This is a genomic window from Iamia sp. (genome assembly GCF_035575815.1).
In the GTDB taxonomy this organism is placed as follows: domain Bacteria; phylum Actinomycetota; class Acidimicrobiia; order Acidimicrobiales; family Iamiaceae; genus Iamia.
The window spans coordinates 18,718-36,009 of the sequence record NZ_DATLXO010000041.1 but is presented as its reverse complement, the minus strand read 5'-3'; the positions used below and the strand labels follow the sequence as shown (position 1 = coordinate 36,009).

Annotated in this window: 15 protein-coding genes and 1 pseudogene; all 16 read left to right on the top strand. The window is 74.0% G+C overall.

Annotated elements, in window-relative coordinates:
- Nucleotides 1-473: pseudogene (locus VNL12_RS04040) on the top strand (hypothetical protein); the annotation flags it as partial.
- 233 nt (nucleotides 474-706) lie between these two features.
- Nucleotides 707-2,578: a penicillin-binding protein 2 gene (locus VNL12_RS04035; RefSeq protein ID WP_325591718.1), complete on the top strand. Its 1,872-nt coding sequence runs from the start codon at nucleotides 707-709 to the stop codon at nucleotides 2,576-2,578.
- 2 nt (nucleotides 2,579-2,580) lie between these two features.
- Entirely contained in the window at nucleotides 2,581-4,005 is a 1,425-nt protein-coding gene (locus VNL12_RS04030; protein WP_325591717.1) for a UDP-N-acetylmuramoyl-L-alanyl-D-glutamate--2,6-diaminopimelate ligase, read from the top strand.
- Nucleotides 4,002-5,054, top strand: a complete 1,053-nt coding sequence (gene mraY / locus VNL12_RS04025) for a phospho-N-acetylmuramoyl-pentapeptide-transferase (protein ID WP_325591715.1) — start codon at nucleotides 4,002-4,004, stop codon at nucleotides 5,052-5,054. Before VNL12_RS04030 ends, mraY begins: the two co-directional genes overlap by 4 nt.
- Nucleotides 5,051-6,481: a UDP-N-acetylmuramoyl-L-alanine--D-glutamate ligase gene (murD, locus tag VNL12_RS04020; protein ID WP_325591713.1), complete on the top strand. Its 1,431-nt coding sequence runs from the start codon at nucleotides 5,051-5,053 to the stop codon at nucleotides 6,479-6,481. The genes mraY and murD overlap by 4 nt, the downstream gene beginning before the upstream one ends.
- A gap of 127 nt (nucleotides 6,482-6,608) precedes the next feature.
- A complete protein-coding gene (gene ftsW / locus VNL12_RS04015) occupies nucleotides 6,609-7,811 on the top strand; it encodes a putative lipid II flippase FtsW (RefSeq protein ID WP_325591712.1) in 1,203 nt (400 codons plus the stop codon).
- Nucleotides 7,808-8,950: a UDP-N-acetylglucosamine--N-acetylmuramyl-(pentapeptide) pyrophosphoryl-undecaprenol N-acetylglucosamine transferase gene (locus tag VNL12_RS04010; protein WP_325591711.1), complete on the top strand. Its 1,143-nt coding sequence runs from the start codon at nucleotides 7,808-7,810 to the stop codon at nucleotides 8,948-8,950. The genes ftsW and VNL12_RS04010 overlap by 4 nt, the downstream gene beginning before the upstream one ends.
- Entirely contained in the window at nucleotides 8,943-10,367 is a 1,425-nt protein-coding gene (gene murC, locus VNL12_RS04005) for a UDP-N-acetylmuramate--L-alanine ligase (RefSeq protein ID WP_325591709.1), read from the top strand. The genes VNL12_RS04010 and murC overlap by 8 nt, the downstream gene beginning before the upstream one ends.
- A 118-nt stretch (nucleotides 10,368-10,485) precedes the next feature.
- Nucleotides 10,486-11,457 (top strand): UDP-N-acetylmuramate dehydrogenase, encoded by a 972-nt coding sequence (gene murB / locus VNL12_RS04000; RefSeq protein ID WP_325591707.1) that lies wholly within the window; start codon nucleotides 10,486-10,488, stop codon nucleotides 11,455-11,457.
- Nucleotides 11,454-12,299, top strand: a complete 846-nt coding sequence (locus VNL12_RS03995; protein ID WP_325591705.1) for a cell division protein FtsQ/DivIB — start codon at nucleotides 11,454-11,456, stop codon at nucleotides 12,297-12,299. The genes murB and VNL12_RS03995 overlap by 4 nt, the downstream gene beginning before the upstream one ends.
- 116 nt (nucleotides 12,300-12,415) lie before the next feature.
- On the top strand, nucleotides 12,416-13,510 hold the full coding sequence (gene ftsZ / locus VNL12_RS03990; protein WP_325591704.1) for a cell division protein FtsZ: 1,095 nt from the start codon (nucleotides 12,416-12,418) through the stop codon (nucleotides 13,508-13,510).
- A gap of 146 nt (nucleotides 13,511-13,656) precedes the next feature.
- Nucleotides 13,657-14,223 (top strand): polyphenol oxidase family protein, encoded by a 567-nt coding sequence (locus tag VNL12_RS03985; RefSeq protein ID WP_325591702.1) that lies wholly within the window; start codon nucleotides 13,657-13,659, stop codon nucleotides 14,221-14,223.
- Nucleotides 14,220-14,876 carry a YggS family pyridoxal phosphate-dependent enzyme gene (locus VNL12_RS03980; RefSeq protein ID WP_325591700.1) on the top strand — a complete coding sequence of 219 codons (657 nt, stop codon included), beginning with the start codon at nucleotides 14,220-14,222 and terminating at the stop codon, nucleotides 14,874-14,876. The genes VNL12_RS03985 and VNL12_RS03980 overlap by 4 nt, the downstream gene beginning before the upstream one ends.
- A 181-nt stretch (nucleotides 14,877-15,057) precedes the next feature.
- Entirely contained in the window at nucleotides 15,058-15,666 is a 609-nt protein-coding gene (locus tag VNL12_RS03975; protein ID WP_325591698.1) for a cell division protein SepF, read from the top strand.
- An 11-nt stretch (nucleotides 15,667-15,677) separates the two neighbouring features.
- Nucleotides 15,678-15,944: a YggT family protein gene (locus tag VNL12_RS03970; RefSeq protein WP_325591696.1), complete on the top strand. Its 267-nt coding sequence runs from the start codon at nucleotides 15,678-15,680 to the stop codon at nucleotides 15,942-15,944.
- 76 nt (nucleotides 15,945-16,020) lie between these two features.
- Nucleotides 16,021-17,112: a DivIVA domain-containing protein gene (locus VNL12_RS03965; protein WP_325591694.1), complete on the top strand. Its 1,092-nt coding sequence runs from the start codon at nucleotides 16,021-16,023 to the stop codon at nucleotides 17,110-17,112.
- Nucleotides 17,113-17,292 lie beyond the last annotated feature (180 nt).

The following is a 17,292-nucleotide window of genomic DNA, read 5'->3' as shown; positions in this document are numbered from 1 at the left end:
CATCGGCTCCGGCCGCGCCGTCGTTGCGCCTGGTGCCCCGGCGGCGCCGGCGCACCCGCGCCGTGGTCACCCTCACCACCATCGTGGTCTTCGTCGTGCTCTTCGCCACGGCCGCGGTGCACACCACCATCGTCTCGGGTCAGCGCGACCTCGACCGGATCGCGGCGCGGATCCAGACCGGCGAGCGGCGCAACCAGACCCTGCGCCTGCGGGTGGCCGAGCTCGAGTCGCCGGGCCGGGTCGTGGACGCCGCCACCGCCGACGGCATGGAGGTGCCCGACGAGGTGACGTGGCTCACCCCTCAGCCCGACGGCGGGACCGAGGCCAGCACCGCACCGCGAGCCGGAGCGCCCGAGGCGACGGGCGGGGGAGCGACCGAGGATGAGGGCGTTGACGAGGACGTGACCGACGAGCGGGCCGGATCCGACCCCACGGACGCCGACGGCGATGGCGCCGACGGGTCCGCAGGATGACGCCGAAGCGTCCCGTCGACGGCGCCTACGACGGGTACCGGGCCCAGCGCGACCGCCGGCCCGCCCCATCGCAGCCGAAGGCCTCGCGCCGGTCCGCCCCACCCCCGGTTCCCCGCGACCGCCCGGTCCCGCCCTCCGCGCCCCGCCGGACGACGCCGGCCTCGGCCCGTCGCCCGGCGCCGGGCCGGAGGGAGAGGGGTGTGCGCTCCGGGCGTCGGACCCCGCCGCACGTCATGCAACGGCGGCTGCTGGCCCTGCCGCTGCTCAGCGTCCTGCTCTTCGGGGTCGTGGCGGCCAAGCTGGTCGACGTGCAGGTCCGCAACCCGGACCGCTTCCTCGCCAAGGGCCAGGTGCAGCGCATCGCGTCGGTCGAGCTCTCCGCCGGCCGGGGCGCGCTGCTCGACCGCAACGGTGAGGCGCTCGCCATGTCGGTCCCGCGGCGCACCGTGTTCGCCGACCCGAGCCTCATCGGCGATCCCGAGGCCGCCGCTCGCCGCCTGGCTCCCGTCCTTCGCGTCGACGGCCTGCTGCTCACCGAGCAGATGAGCGGCCCCGGGCGCTTCACGGTGCTGGCCCGGACCCTCGATGACCCGGTGGCGGACGCGGTGGAGGCCCTCGACATCGGTGGCATCGGCTTCGTGGAGGAGTTCAAGCGGGTGAGGCCGAGCGCGGACCTGGCCCGATCGATCGTCGGCACGGTGAGCGACGACGGGGCCAGTGGCATCGCCGGGCTCGAGATGCAGCTGGACGACATGTTGACCGGGACCCCGGGAGAGGTCACCTACGAGCGGGCCAAGGTGTCCGGCGGCGGGTCCATCGCCGGCTCCCGGAGACGGATCGTCCCGGCCCGCCCCGGTGCCGAGATCACCCTCACCATCGACCAGGCCCTGCAGTTCGAGACCGAGCGGATCCTCGCCGACCACCTCGGCCGGGCCGGCGCCGAGGGGGGCATCGCCATCGTGTCGCGCCCGTCGACCGGTGAGGTCCTAGCCCTGGCGAACCTCGAGACGGGTCCCGACGGCGGGCTCCGACCCTCGGCCAACAACCTGGCCCTCACCACGGTCTACGAGCCGGGATCGGTCAACAAGATCATCACCGTCGCCGCCGCCATTGAGGAGGGCCTGGTCACCCCGGAGACGGTCATCGAGGTCCCCGACACCCTCCCGGTCGGCGACCACGTCTTCACCGACTCCTCCCCCCACCCCACCACCAGCTGGTCGGTCACCGACATCCTGGCCACCTCGTCCAACGTGGGCACGATCATGTTGGCCCAGGAGCTCGGCGGGGAGCGGCTCGACGAGTACCTGCGGCGCTTCGGGTTCGGCGCCGGCACCGGCCTCGACTTCCCGGCCGAGTCCCGCGGGCTCCTCCTCGACGCCGAGGACTACGAGGACCAGAGCACCGCCATCGGATCGGTCCCCATCGGCCAGGGGGTGTCGGTGACCGCCCTCCAGATGCTCCAGGCCTTCAACGTCCTCGGCAACGACGGCTCCTACGTGCCGGCCCGCCTCGTGCGGGGCGTGACGCGCTCGGACGGCTCCAGCCAGCCGGTGCCCTCCGCTCAGCCCCGACGGGTCGTCTCCGACGAGGCCGCGGGCGCCGTGCGGGCCATGATGGAGCAGGTCGTCTCCCGCGGCACCGGCCAGTCGGCCGCCGTCCCGGGCTACACCGTCGCCGGCAAGACCGGCACCGCCCGCAAGCCCCAACCCGGCGGTGGGTACACCGACGAGGACGGAGCCATGCACTACGTCGCCACCTTCGCCGGCCTGCTGCCGGCCGAGAACCCCGACCTCTCGGTCATCGTCGTCATCGACGAGCCGGATCCGGAGCTGTCGATCTACGCCGGCGACGTCGCCGCCCCCGCCTTCGCCGACATCTCCCGCGTGGCCCTGCGACGCCTGAAAATCCCGCCCGCGGTCGGCGGCTCGATCACCGACGTGCCGGAGATGTCAGCCTCCGCCCGCGACGTCGACGATGCCCGGGTGCCCACCTCCGGCGCCGCTCGAGAGGAGGACGTGACGGCCACCGCCGGCGACGGCGACTCCCCCGAGGTCACGCCCCGCTCCGACGAGCCGCTCGGGTCCGAGCCGGCCGCCGGCGGCTGAGGGTGACGGGCCCCGACGCACCCTCGAGCCTCCATGCCGTCGCCGCCGCCGCCGCTCGCGCTGGCGCCGCTGAGCTCGACGGCGACGGTTCCACGCCCGTCGCCGGGACCGCGCACGACTCCCGGGCCGTCGCGCCCGGCGACGTGTTCTGCTGCGTGCCCGGGGCGACCGTCGACGGCCACGACCACGCCGGTGCCGCGGTGGCCGCCGGCGCGGCAGCCCTGCTCTGCGAGCGCCCCCTCGGCCTCGGGGTGGCCGAGGTCCGGGTGGCCTCGGTGCGGCGGGCGATGGGCCCGGTGGCGGCGGTCGTCGCCGGCGACCCGTCCCACGACCTCGTGGTGCTGGGCATCACCGGCACCAACGGGAAGACGACCGTGGTGCACCTCTTGGCCGCCGTCTTCGCGGCGGCTGGCTGGCCGGCGGTCACCGTCGGCACCCTGACGGGGGCCCGCACCACGCCCGAGGCCCCCGAGCTGCAGGCCACCCTGGCCGGGGCCCGGGCCGACGGGGCGCGGGTGGTGGCCATGGAGGTGTCGTCCCACGCCCTCGACCAGCACCGCGTCGACGGCACCCGCTTCGCGGTGGCCGGGTTCACCAACGTCAGCCCCGACCACCTCGACCACCACGGGACGATGGAGGCCTACTTCGCGGCCAAGGCCCGGCTCTTCACGCCGGAGCTGACCGACGCCGCCGTGGTCTGCACCGACGATCCTCGGGGTCGGCTGCTGGTCGACAGCGCCCAGGTCCCGACCCTCGGGGTGGGCGAGAGCGACGCCTCGGGCCTCGAGCTCGACGCCCTCGGCAGCCGCTTCACCTGGCGGGGCCAGGGTGTCCACCTCCCGCTCCCAGGTCGGTTCAACGTCCGCAACGCCCTGGTGGCGGCGGAGCTCGCCCACGCCGCGGGTGTGGCGCCCGCCGTCGTGGCCGCGGGCCTGGGCGCCGCCCCGCCCGCTCCGGGTCGGTTCGAGCCGGTCGTCGCCGGGCAGCCCTTCACCGTGGTCGTCGACTACGCCCACACCCCCGACGGCCTCGAGCAGGTCATCGCTGCCCTCCGGGAGGTCGAGGCCGGCCGTGTGACGGTGGTGTTCGGCTGCGGAGGTGACCGGGACCGCACCAAGCGCCCCCTCATGGGCGAGGCCGCGGCGGGCGCCGATCGGGTGATCCTGACCAGCGACAACCCCAGGTCCGAGGATCCAGGTGCGATCATTGCGGCCGTGCGCGCCGGCATCCCCCCCGAGACCGACCTCGTCATCGACCCCGACCGGCGGTCCGCCATCCGTGTCGCCCTGGCCGGAGCCGCTCCCGGCGACGTCGTGCTGCTCGCCGGAAAGGGCCACGAGACGACCCAGGTCACCGGCGACCGGGTGGTGCCCTTCGACGACCGCCAGGTCGCCCGCGAGCTGCTGAGCGGACGGAGCCCGACGTGATCGCCCTGCTCATGGCGGCCGGCGTGGGCCTGGCCAGCTCACTCGTCGGCACCCGCTTCCTCATCGTCTGGCTCCGCCAGCGGGGCATCGGCCAACCCATCCACGCCGATGTGCCCGACGCCCATCGCACCAAGGCCGGGACCCCCACCATGGGGGGCATCGCCATCGTCGGCGGCGCAGTGGTCGGCTACCTCGTTGCCCACACCCGTGACGGCATGGTCTTCACCCGCTCGGGACTGCTGTTGATTGGCCTCATCATCGGCGCCGGGCTCGTCGGGGCGGCCGATGACTGGATCAAGGTCTCCCAGGAACGGAACCTCGGCCTCTCCAAGGCGGCCAAGAGCATCGGCCTCCTGTCGGTCGCGGTCAGCTTCTCAGTGCTCGCGGTGACGGTCACCGACGTGCACACGAACCTCTCCTTCACGCGGTTCGACAACTTCGAGAACCTCGACCTCGGGCCCGGGCTGTGGTGCGCGTGGGCGATCCTGCTCATCATCGGTTGCACCAACGCCGTGAACCTCACCGACGGGCTCGACGGACTGGCCGGGGGCTCCGCCGTGTTCGGCTTCACCGCGTTCACGATCATCGCCTTCTGGGCCTTCCGCAACGCGGGGCAGCCCGAGGCCATCGCCGACTACCAGATCCCCCACGCCCTCGACCTGGCCGTCGTGGCCGCGGCGATGGTCGGCTCGGCGACCGGCTTCCTCTGGTGGAACGCCACCCCGGCGCGCATCTTCATGGGCGACACCGGCTCGCTGGCCATCGGCGGCGGGCTCGCCGGCCTCGCCCTGCTGCTCAACACCCACCTGCTGCTGCCCATCATCGGTGGGCTCTACGTGTTCGAGACGATGTCGGTGATCCTGCAGGTGGCCGGGTTCCGGCTCTTCAAGCGCCGGCCGTTCCGGATGGCCCCCATCCACCACCACTACGAGTTCGCGGGGTGGCCCCAGACCACCATCATCGTGCGCTTCTGGATCCTCGCCGGGCTCTCGACCGCCATCGCCCTCGGCCTCTACGTCGCCGACTTCATCAACCTGACCGGGCAGTGACCCACACCGTGACGGGTTCGGTGGTCGGGGAGGGACCGGTGTCGCGCCTGGCGCCCACGGTGGTGCTCGGCCTCGGCGTCACCGGGCGGGCCGTCGCCCGGGCGCTCGCCGCCCGGGGCCTTCCGGTGGTGCTCGTCGACGACGCGCCATCGGCGGCCGCCACCGACCTGGCCGGCGAGCTCGGGGTCGCCCTGGTGGGCCGGCCCGGCTCCGAGGCCCTGGCCGCGCTGCTGGACGGGGCCGGGGCGTGGGTGCCGGCGCCCGGGTTGCCCGAGTCGCACCCCGCCTTCGCCGTGGGCGCGGCCCGGGGAGTCCCCGCGGTCGGGGAGCTCGACCTGGCCGCGGCCTGGGATCCTCGTCCGTGCGTCGCCGTCACCGGCACCGACGGCAAGACCACCGTGACCGCCCTGATCCGCCTGATGCTCGTGGCCTCGGGCATCGCCGCGGTCGAGGCCGGCAACACCGACATCCCGCTCGTCGCGGCCATCGACGACCCCGACCCGGAGGTGTTCGTGGTCGAGGCGTCGTCGTTCCGGCTGGCGCCGCTGCGCCGCTTCGCGCCGGTCGCGGCCTGCTGGTTGAACTTCGGGCCCGACCACCAGGACGTCCACCTCGACCTCGGCCGCTACGAGGCGGCGAAGGCCAACGTCTGGCGGGGCTTCGGGCCCGATCAGCTGGCCGTGGCCAACCGCGACGACCCGGTCGTCATGGGCCACGCGGTCGGACGGCCCCACCTCGAGACCTTCGGCCTCGGCCCCACCCCCGACGGTCCCGGCGGGCACTGGAGCGTCGACGGCAGCGTCCTGCGGACCCCGGAGGGCGCGGGCATCGTCGACGCGTCGGAGCTCGAGCGCGCCCTGCCCCACGACCTGGCCAACGCCCTCGCCGCCGCGGCGGTCGCCCGCGCCGCAGGAGCCACGCTCGACGGCACCGCCGCCGCGCTGCGGGCCTTCCGCCACCTGCCGCACCGCGTACAGCTGCTCGGCCAGGCGAACGGCGTCCGCTGGTACGACGACTCCAAGGCCACGGCCCCGCACGCCGCGCTCGCGGCCGTCGCCGGGTTCACGTCGGTCGTGCTGATCGCCGGCGGCCGCAACAAGGGCCTCGACCTCTCCGTGCTGGGCGCCGGCGCCCCCCACCTGCGGGCCGTCGTGGCCATCGGCGAGGCCACCGACGAGGTGGCGGCGGCCTTCGCCGGCGTCCGACCGGTGACCACGGCGCGCTCCATGGACGACGCCGTGCGGGCCGCCGCGGAGGCGGCACGCCCCGGCGACGTCGTGCTGCTGTCGCCGGCCTGCGCCTCGTTCGACTGGTACCGCAGCTACGGCGAGCGGGGCGACGACTTCGCCCGCGCCGTCGCCGCGCTCGGCGTCACCGCCACACCGTCCACCACCGGCCCGCCGCGGCCCGGGAGACTGGGCCAATGAGCGAGCGCAGCGAGCGAATGAGACAGCACGGGCTCTCTGACGGCGGAGCGTGCGGAGCCGGCAGCGGTCATTGGTGCCCGGCGATGGGAACCCGGCTGGATGTGTCCCACAACGAGCGAATGAGACAATGACCGTCGTCCTGCCGCTGCGCCGCGACCGCGCCGAACCTCCTGCCCGCCGCCGCCTCCCGCGGCCCCACCTGCCAGGCCCGCCCCCGGGGGAGTCGACGTTCACCTTCGCCATCCTCTTCGCCGTGGTTTCGGTGCTGGTGCTCTTCGGCCTGGTGATGGTCCTGTCGTCGTCGTCGCTGGTCGCCCTGGAGGAGACCCGGTCGACGTGGTCCTACGCCGTGCGCCAGACGGTGTGGGCGGTGCTGGGAGGGCTGGGGATGGCCCTCGCCCTCTGGAGCGACCGACGCACGTGGCGTCGCTGGTGTCGCGTCGGGCTCATCGGCGCGGTGGCGTTGCTGCTCGCGGTGCTCGCCGTGGGACCGTCGATCAACGGCGCCACCCGGTGGATCGGGGTCGGGGCGGTGCAGATCCAGCCGTCGGAGCTGGTCAAGGTCGTCCTCGTCCTCTTCGTGGCCGACCTCCTCGCCCGCCGCAGCCGCGAGATGGACGACACCCGCCGCACCCTCTGGCCGGTCGTCAGCGTGCTCGTCGCCGTGTCCGGGCTCATCTTGTTGCAGCCCAACCTGGGCACCACGCTGGTCATCGCGTCGATCGTCGTGGTGATGCTCCACACCGCCGGGGCCCGCATGGGTTCGCTGTTCGGGCTCGGCGGCCTGGCGATGGTGGCCACGGGGCTGCTCGTCTGGTTCGCGCCCTACCGTCGCCGGCGCCTCTTCGCCATGTTCGACCCGTGGTCGAACGAGTCGAGCAGTGGCTACCAGGCCATCCAGGCCAACGTCGGCTTCGCCGAAGGCGGCCTGACGGGCCTGGGGTTGGGTCAGTCCAAGGCTAAGTACGGCTACCTGCCCTTCGCCCACAACGACTTCATCTTCGCCATCGTGGGCGAGGAGCTGGGCCTCATCGGAGCCCTCGGCGTGGTGCTGCTCTTCGTCGGCCTCACGTTCCTGGGGGTGCGCGTGGCGGCCCGGGCCGCGGATCGCTTCAGCACGCTCGTGGCCACCGGGATCACGGCCTGGCTGGTGTCCCAGGCCTTCCTCAACATCGGGGTGGTGGTGGGGCTGCTGCCCAACACCGGGGTGCCGCTTCCGTTCATCTCCTACGGCGGCTCGTCGCTGCTCGTCACCATGGTGGCGGTCGGGATGCTCCTCAACATCGCCCGCCACCCGCGCGCCACCACCGACGGAACGGCGGCCCGGTGACCGATGCGTCGGCCACGCGCGTGCTGATCGCGGGCGGCGGCACCGCGGGACACCTCGTCCCGGGCCTCGCCCTCGCCGCCGCGCTCGTCCGGCGGGGCACCGACGCGGCCGCGATCCACTTCGTCGGCTCCGACCGGGGGGTCGAGGCCGAGATGGTGCCCGCCGCCGGCTTCACCCTCGACGAGCTCCCCGGTCGCGGTCTGCCCCGCCGACCCGGACCGGCCATGGTGAAGGCGGCGTGGGCGCTGGTCTCGGCCACCCGGCGCGGCGCGGTGATCGTCCGTCGGCGCCGGCCCGAGGTGGTGGTGTCACTCGGTGGCCACGCCGCGTTCGCCTGCGCCTTCGGGGCGGTGCTCTCGCGGGTGCCCCTCGTCCTCGTCGAGCAGAACGTGCGCGCCGGGGCCGTGAACCGGGTGCTCGGCCGCTTCGCTCGCGCCAGCGCCGTCTCCTTCCCGGGCACTGACCTGCCCCGGGCCACGGTCACGGGCAACCCCCTGCTCGCCGGCCTGGTCACGGCGGCCGAGGATCGCCGGGGCCCCGCCGGTGACGCCGCCCGCCATCAGGCTCGCGTCGCACTCGGGCTGCCCCCCGACCGCACCGTCGTGCTCGTCACCACCGGGTCGCTCGGATCCACCCGGGTGAACGAGGCGGTGCGCGAGCTGGCCGTGCGCTGGGCCGATCGCCCCGACGTGGCCCTCCGCCACGTCGCCGGTCGCCGGGACCACGTGGCCCTGGCGACCATCGTCGCTGCCCGGCGCGCCGAGCGCCTCCACTACGACCTGGTCGCCTACGAGGACCGCATGGCGCTTGCACTCGCCGCGGCCGACGTGGCTGTGACCCGCGCCGGGGCCGGCACCTGCGCCGAGCTGGCCGCCTTCGGGCTGCCGGCGGTGATGGTTCCCCTGCCCATCGCCACCCGCGACCACCAGACGGCCAACGCCGCGGTGCTGGTCGACGCCGGGGGCGCGGTGGCGGTGCCCGACGCCGAGCTCGACGTGGACCGGCTCGAGGCGGAGCTGGGCCCGCTCGTCGACGACGCGCCCCGGCGTGGCGCCATGGCCACGGCCATGGCCGGTCTCGGCCGTCTCGACGCCGCCGAGCGGGCCGCCGTCGTCGTCGAGGAGGTGGCCCGTGGCTGAGGTGCCTGCGCCCGCCCTCGACCTCGGCTCCGGGTCGCGCCGCATCCACATAGTCGGGGTGGGCGGCGCGGGCATGCGCGCCATCGCGTCGGTGCTGGCCACCATGGGCCACCGCGTCTCGGGCTCGGACATGAAGCCGTCGGTCGGGCTCGACCCGCTGCGAGCCCAGGGGGTCGAGGTGCACGTCGGCCATGCCGCGGCCCACATCACGGGGGCGGAGGTGGTGGCCATCTCCACCGCCATCCCCGCCACCAACGCCGAGGTGGTGGCGGCCCACGAGGCGGGGATCCCCGTCCTGCGCCGCGCCGAGGTGCTGGCTGCGCTCACCCGCGTGCGCCGCACGGTGTCGGTCTCGGGCACCCACGGCAAGACCACCACCACGACCATGCTCGCCCTGGTCCTCGTCGAGGCCGGGTTGGCGCCCTCGTTCATCATCGGTGGCGACGTCAACGAGATCGGCAGCGGGGCGGTGTGGGACGCCGGTGAGCTCTTCGTCGTCGAAGCCGACGAGAGCGACGGCACCTTCACCGAGCTGGTCACCGACCTCGCCGTGGTCACCAACATCGAGGCCGACCACCTCGACCACTACGGCGACCTGGCGGCCATCGAGGCCGCCTTCGACGACTTCGTCGGCGCCGCGCGGGTGGCGGTGGTCTGCATCGACGAGCCTCACGCCGCGGCCCTGGCGGCGCGGCGCGACAGCCTCACCTACGGCACCGGTGTGGGCGCCGACTACCGCATCGTCGACGTCGCCGTCGACCGGGTCACCACCCGCTTCGCGGTCGAGCACCATGGGACGCGCCTAGGCGTCATCGAGATGCCGATCCCCGGGCTGCACAACGCCCGCAACGCCACCGCTGCCGTTGCTGCCAGCCTCGAGGTCGGGGCCCCGTTCGAGATCGCCGTCTCCGCCCTCAGCCGCTACGCCGGCGTGGCGCGCCGCTACCAGTTCCGTGGCACGCACCGCGGCGTCACCTTCGTCGACGACTACGCCCACAACCCCGGCAAGGTCGCAGCCGTGGTCAGCACCGCCGCCCAGGGTGGATGGGGGAGGGTGGTCGCCGTGTTCCAGCCGCACCGCTACTCGCGCACCGAGGACCTGTGGGCTGGCTTCGCGCCCTCCTTCGACGGGGCCGACCTGGTGGTCGTCACCGATGTCGACGGCGCCGGTGAGCAGCCCCGCCCCGGCATCACCGGCCAGCTCGTCGCCGACGCGGTGACGAGCGCCCGCACCGACCAGGCGGTCCTCTACGTCCCCGAGCGAGCCGCGCTGGTCACGCTCCTGGCCGAGGAGCTGGGCGACGGCGACCTGTGCCTGACACTCGGGGCCGGCGACATCACCGTCGTGCCCGACGAGGTCCTCGCCCGGCTCCGTCGCGAGCCCGGTAGCACGGGCTCTCCGACGGTGCACCGATGAGCGAGCGCTGCGAGCGAACCGGACAGCACGGGCCCTCCGACGGCGGAGCCGGCGGCGCTCGTTGGTGTCCGGCGACGACCATCGCCCGCAACGCACTCCATCACGTGGTGGTGCACCGATGAGCGAGCGCCGCGAGCGAACCGGACAGCACGGGCTCTCCGACGCGGTGGAGCGGGCGGCCTCGGTGTTGGGTGACCGGGCCCGACGGGACGTGGCGCTCGGCCCCCTCAGCACCTACCGCGTGGGCGGCCCGGCCGCCCTGCTGGTCCAGGCGGACGACCAGACCGACCTCGTCCGGGTCGCGGTCGCGGTCACGGCCAGCGGCCTGCCGACGCTGGTGGTGGGCAAGGGCTCGAACCTGCTCGTGGCCGACGAGGGCTTCGCCGGCATCGTCGTCGTCCTCGGTCCCGCCTTCGCCACCGTGGCCGTCCAGGGCACCGTGGTGCGAGCCGGCGGCGCGGCGAGCATGCCCGTGGTGGCCCGGCGGACGGCGATGGCGGGGCTGACCGGGTTCGAGTGGGCCGTGGGCGTGCCCGGTTCGGTCGGCGGGGCGGTGCGGATGAACGCCGGCGGGCACGGTTCCGACATGGCCGCGACCCTACGGAGCATCCGCGTGGCGGACCTCGCGGCGGGGAAGGATGGAGCGGTGCCTGCGTCGTCCCCCGCCACCGGCCTCGCCCTCGGGTACCGCCGCTCGTCGGTCACCGCATCGCAGGTGGTGGTCGAAGCCGAGCTGGCCCTGCGACCGGGCGAGGCCGCCGCCGCCACCGCCGAGATCAGTGAGATCGTCCGTTGGCGGCGCGAGCACCAGCCGGGCGGCGCCAACGCCGGGTCGGTGTTCACCAACCCGGCCGACGACTCCGCGGGTCGGCTGGTCGCGGCCGCCGGCGCCAAGGGCCTGCGGCTCGGCACCGCCGCGGTGTCCGAGAAGCACGCCAACTTCATCCAGGCCGATCGCGGCGGACGGGCCGCCGACGTCCTCGCCCTGATGGTCGAGGTGGCTCGGCGGGTCGAGGCCACCTCCGGTGTGCGCCTCCAGCCCGAGACCCGCATGGTCGGTCTGTCGTGGCCGAGAGGGGAGCCGAGGTGAGCACCCGACGGCCCCCGGTGCGCGACGAGCGCACCCGCCCCCCGGTCCCTTCGCGATCCTCGGTGCGTGCCCAGCCCGTCGACGCTCCCGCCCACCCCCGCATCCGGGCCCGCCGCGTCGAGGTCGCCCGCGACGAAGGGCGCCGCCGCCGACATCGCCTCAACATCGGTCTCGGGGTGCTCTGCGCCGTCGTGTGGGCGATGGTGATCGGGCGCAGCGCCCTGCTCGACGTCGACCGCGTGCAGGTGAGCGGCGCCGAGCGCACCGGTGTCGTCGAGGTCGTCGGCGCCTCCGGCGTCGCCGTGGGGCACCCCATGGCCGAGCTCGACCTGGCCCAGGCCGCCGATGAGGTGGCCCGGCTGCCGTGGGTCGACGAGGTCAGCGTGCGCCGCATGTGGCCGGGCACCGTCCGGGTGGTCGTCACTGAACGGCACCCCGTCGGCGTCGCCCGGACCGCCGGGGAGTGGGCCCTCCTCGACGCCGAGGGCCGGGTGCTGGACGTGGTCCCGACGCGCCCCGACGGCCTGGTGGCCATCGAGGGGTCCGACCGCGTAGCCGCCGGCGACGTGGCCGCGGCCCCGGCCCGGCGGGTGTTGCGCGCCATCGACCGCCTCCCCTCCGCCCTGCGGGCGTCGCTGCAGGGTGCAACCCACGAGGGCGACGGGCTCGTCCTCGCCCTCGACGGTGGCTGGCGGGTCGTGGTGGGTGACGCGACCGACCTGCGGGCCAAGGCCGACGCCGCCCTCGCCGTCCGCCAGGCCGCCGGTGCGGCCGACGGGTGTCGCATCGACGTGCGGGTTCCCACCGCGCCGGTCTTGACCGGCGGTGGCCGCTGTGCATAATCTCTCAACCCACACCACAACTTTACATAACCCTGAGCCTGAACATGAGGTTGAGGGACAACAGGTGGTCGGCCTCCGAGGCCGACCGCCGGGCGCGTCACCAGATAGGAGCTCCCATGGCCGGTAACCCCCAGAACTACCTGGCGGTGATCAAGGTGGTCGGCATCGGCGGCGGCGGCTGCAACGCCGTCAACCGCATGATCGACGCGGGCCTGAAGGGGGTCGAGTTCATCGCCGTGAACACCGACGCCCAGGCCCTCTTGATGAGCGATGCCGACGTCAAGCTCGACATCGGGCGCGACCTCACCCGCGGCCTCGGCGCCGGGAGCGACCCTGACGTGGGCGCCCAGGCCGCCGAGACCCATCGCGGCGAGATCGAGGAGGTGCTCAAGGGCGCCGACATGGTGTTCATCACCGCCGGCAAGGGCGGCGGCACCGGCACCGGCGGCGCGCCGGTGGTGGCCGAGATCGCCAAGAGCATCGGCGCCCTCACCATCGGCGTGGTGACGCGGCCCTTTGCCTTCGAGGGCCGTCGGCGCTCGGTCCAGGCCGAGACCGGCATCCAGAAGCTGAAGGAGAAGGTCGACACCCAGATCGTCATCCCGAACGACCGGCTGCTCACCGTCTCCAACGAGAAGACCTCCGTGCTCAACGCGTTCAAGATGGCCGACGAGGTCCTCCTCCAGGGCGTGCAGGGCATCACTGACCTCATCACCACACCGGGGCTGATCAACACCGACTTCGCGGACGTGAAGATGATCATGAGCAACGCCGGCTCGGCCCTCATGGGCATCGGTCACGCATCGGGCGAGAGCCGGGCGCTGCAGGCGGCGCGCAACGCCATCTCCAGCCCGCTGCTCGAGGCCTCGATCGAGGGCGCCCGCGGCATCCTGCTGAGCATCACCGGCGGCAGCGACATGGGCCTCTTCGAGGTGAACGAGGCGGCCGAGGTCATCCACGGCGTCGCCCACCCCGACGCCAACATCATCTTCGGCACCGTCATCGACGACGAGATGGGCGACGAGGTGCGCGTCACGGTTATCGCCGCCGGCTTCGACCGGTGGGAGGAGGGGCGCAACCGCCCCCGGACCGCGGCCGGTGAGGCCGACGACGAACCTCCGGCACCGGTCACCGACCTCTTCGGAGGCGCCGTTGCGGCCGACGAGCCCGAGGATCCCGACGACTTCGACGTGCCGTCGTTCCTCCGCTGAGGTCCTCCGACCCCGCCCGCCGCTCTGTCGGCGCCGCCGTCGGCGACGCCCGCTCGCTCTCCGTCCGGCACCTGACCACCACTCGCGCCGACGGCGACCTCGCCGTTCGACCCGAGGGGCCCGACCTCGACCGTCGACGGGCCGCCGTGGCCGCCCAACCGTGGACCTGGCTGCGCCAGGTGCACGGCGCCGAGGTCGTCACGGTGACCGAGCCCGGAGGCCAAGCCGGTGCCGAGGCCGACGCCGCGGTCACCTCGGTGCCCGGGGCCGTCCTGGCGGTCACCACTGCCGACTGCGTGCCCGTCGTGCTCCTCGCCGACGACGGGGTGGGTGTGGTCCACGCCGGGTGGCGCGGGCTGGTCGCGGGCGTCGTCCGCGCCGCGGTCACGGCCCTGGCTGACCTGGGTCACCCGCCGACCCGGGCCGTGATCGGCCCCTGCATCCGGGCCGCTCGCTACGAGTTCGGGACGAACGACCTCGAAGGGGTGGCCGCCCGCTGGGGCGACACCGTGCGGGCGACGACTCCCGCCGGGACCCCGGCCCTCGACATGGTCGCCGGGGTGCGCGCCGCCCTGGCCGAGGCAGGGGTCACCGACGTCGACGACGGCGGCTTGTGCACCGCGGCCGACGCCGAGCGGTTCTGGTCGTTCCGGGCCCGGGGCGAGACCGGTCGCGTTGCCACCATCGCCTGGCTCGAGGAGACGCCCGGGTGATCGCCTGCACGGTCTCGGCGGCCGAGCTGGCGGCGCGCCTGGACTCCCTGCGCGAGCGCATCGAGGCCGCCGGGGGCGACCCCTCGGCGGTCACGGTGGTCGGCGTCACCAAGGGCTTCGACGCCTCGGCGCCGGCGGCCGCCGCCGAAACGGGACTGGTCGACGTGGGGGAGAGCTACGCCCAGGAGATGGTGGTCAAGGCGGCCGAGGCGCCGGCCGGCCTCCACTGGCACTGGGTCGGACGGCTGCAGCGCAACAAGGTCCGCCTGGTCGCGCCACTCGTGCGCCTGTGGCACAGCGTCGATCGCGTCGAGCTGGGCGCGGAGATCGCCCGTCGGGCCCCGGGAGCGGCGGTGCTGGCGCAGGTGAACACCTCCGGCGAGGGCACCAAGGGCGGATGTGCGCCGAGCGATGCGGCTTCGCTCGTTGGCGACCTGCGGGCCGAGGGCCTCGAGGTGCGGGGACTCATGACCGTGGCCCTCCGGGGCCCCGACGGCGCCGCTGGCTGCTTCGCCACCCTTCGCCGCCTAGCCGACGACCTCGACCTGCCCGAACGCTCGATGGGGATGTCCGGCGACCTCGAGGCCGCCGTGGCCGAGGGGGCCACCATCGTGCGGGTCGGCACCGCCCTGTTCGGGAACCGGACCCCGTGACAACCCCCAGCCCGACCACGGCCGGCCCGCCCTCCACCTCTCCGCCGGTCACGTCTCGGGGACTGGGGGCGCCCGTTCCCGGGACCGGTCCGGAGGTCGGTCGGCGCGACATCAGCCGGGCCCCGCCGAAGGCGACGAGCACAGTAGGTATGCTGCCCGACCAGGAGGACGAATGGCGACCATGTGGCGTAAGGCAATGCTCTACCTCGGGCTCGGCCCCGACGACGAGTACGACGACTACGACCCCGGCTACGACGACCCGACACCGTCGCGCGTCCAGCGTTCGGGCCCACCGAACCCTCCGGGCTCCGGCCCCGTCGAGCCCGTCGAGCAGTCGACGGCGGTCGGCGCGGTGCGCCCGATGAGCCCGTCGCGGCCCTCGGACCCTGCCGGTGGTGGTGACTTCGCCACCCAGGTGGGCGCGGCCAGCGGCATCGGGCGGGTGGACTCGGCGACCGGCAGCTTCGGCGGCGCCCACCCGCGCCCCAAGGTCGTGCGGCCCATGCCCGTCGCCTCGACGGCCCGCCCTCGGCTCGTGGTGCCCACCACGTTCAACCAGGCGCAGGAGCTGGCCGACACGTTCAAGGGCAACCAGCCCGTCGTGATCAACCTCCGCCAGGCCGACCGCGAGGTATCACGCCGGCTCATCGACTTCTCGAGCGGCCTCTGCTACGGCCTCGGCGGCCGCATGGACAAGCTCGACTCGCAGGTGTACCTGCTGAGCCCGGCCAACATCGAGGTGTCGGAGGACGAGCGTGGTCGCCTGCGCGACCGCGGCTACGAGGACTGACCGCCCCACCCATGTCCCCCATCCTCCAGCTCATCTGCATCGCCGCGTTCGTCTACCAGCTCGTCGTGCTGGCCGCCATCATCCTCAGCTGGTTCCCGATCGAGCCCGGATCCGGGCTCGAATCGGTGCGCAACGTGCTCTCCTCGCTCACCGAGCCGGTGCTGGGGCCGCTGCGCCGGGCCCTGCCGCCGGTGCGACTCGGGGCCATGGCCCTCGACCTCTCGCCGATCATCGTGCTGATCGGCCTGGGGATCCTCCAGCGGTTCGTCTGCGGATAGCCGGTCGTCGGGCGCTCCGGGATGCGCGCGAGGCCCGGCCGGGGCACGACCCCGGCCTCTGACTACGATCGGTGGCATGGATCTCTCTTCCACCCTCTCGGGCTCCAAGGAGTTCCGCATCGTCAAGCGCGGGTACGACCCGGAAGAGGTGGACACGTTCCTCGACCAGATCTCCCTCGGGGTGTCGGAGCTGAAGCGCAAGCTGGCCGAGGCCGCGGATCGGGCGGAGGGGGACCCGACAGCTGCGGCGGGGGCAGCCGGTGACACCCCCGAGACCGGGGCCGGCGAGGTCCACCGGGTCCTGATCCTCGCTCAGCGGGCCGCCGATGAGGAGGTCCGCAAGGCGACCGAGGAGGGCGAGCGCCTCGTCACCGACGCCCGGGCCCAGGCCGACGACCTCCTGGCCAACGCCGAGCAGCGCGCCGCCGGGCTGCGCACCGAGGTCGACCGAGAGGTCGCCCAGCGTCGCGACGAGGGCCGCGCCGGGCTGTTGAGCGAGATCCACGAGCTGGAGGGGGTGCGCGGCAGCCTGTCCAACGACGTGGTCGTGCTCGAGCGTCACGTCGAGGAGCAGCGCGAGGTCGTGCAGGCCGCCATCGGCGAGCTGCAGTCACTACTCGATCACCCCGAGGCCTTCCGCATCGCCATGGCGTCGGGGGTCAGCACCGTGTCGGCCCCGCCCGACGAGCCGATCTACGTCGCCGATGTGGAGGCCCAGGAGACCCTCGGCGGGGGCGATGATGGTCCCGAAGGGCCCGGCGCAGAGGCCGTGGCGTCCGATCGGGGCGATGCCGATCGGGGCGAAGCCGAGCAGGGCACCATCCGTGACGAGCTGCTCGCGACCCAGGCGCCCGGCGAGGGCGACGAGGACGATGCCGGGCCCGCCGATGTCGCCCCCCCGGAGTCGGTCTTCGCCCGCCCCGATGATCCCACCCCCGACGCTCCCCAGCTGACGGGTCCGCCCGACGACGACGATGCCGGTCCGCCCACCGAGGCAGTCGCCACGGTGGCCGATGACGATCCCGACGAGGACGCCTTCCTCGCCGAGCTCCGCAAGGCGATGCTCGACGATGATCCCCTCGGCCCTCGCGACGAGTCCCTGGCGCCGTCCACCATCGTCGACGAGGACCCGAACCGCAACCGACCCCGCTTCGGTCGCCGCCGCTGAGAGGCCGCGCCAGTAGGCACCAAGTCGAAGTCATCCGATTCGGTCGAGCGCGGCCTCTCACCCACAGAACGGGTGGTCTTTCGGCGGCGAAGCCGCGGAAAGCGCTCAGAACGCCTCCCCGTGGCGGACCAACGGTGAACGGTCGGCATCGCCTACTGGCGAGCGTTCTGACCCGCCCGG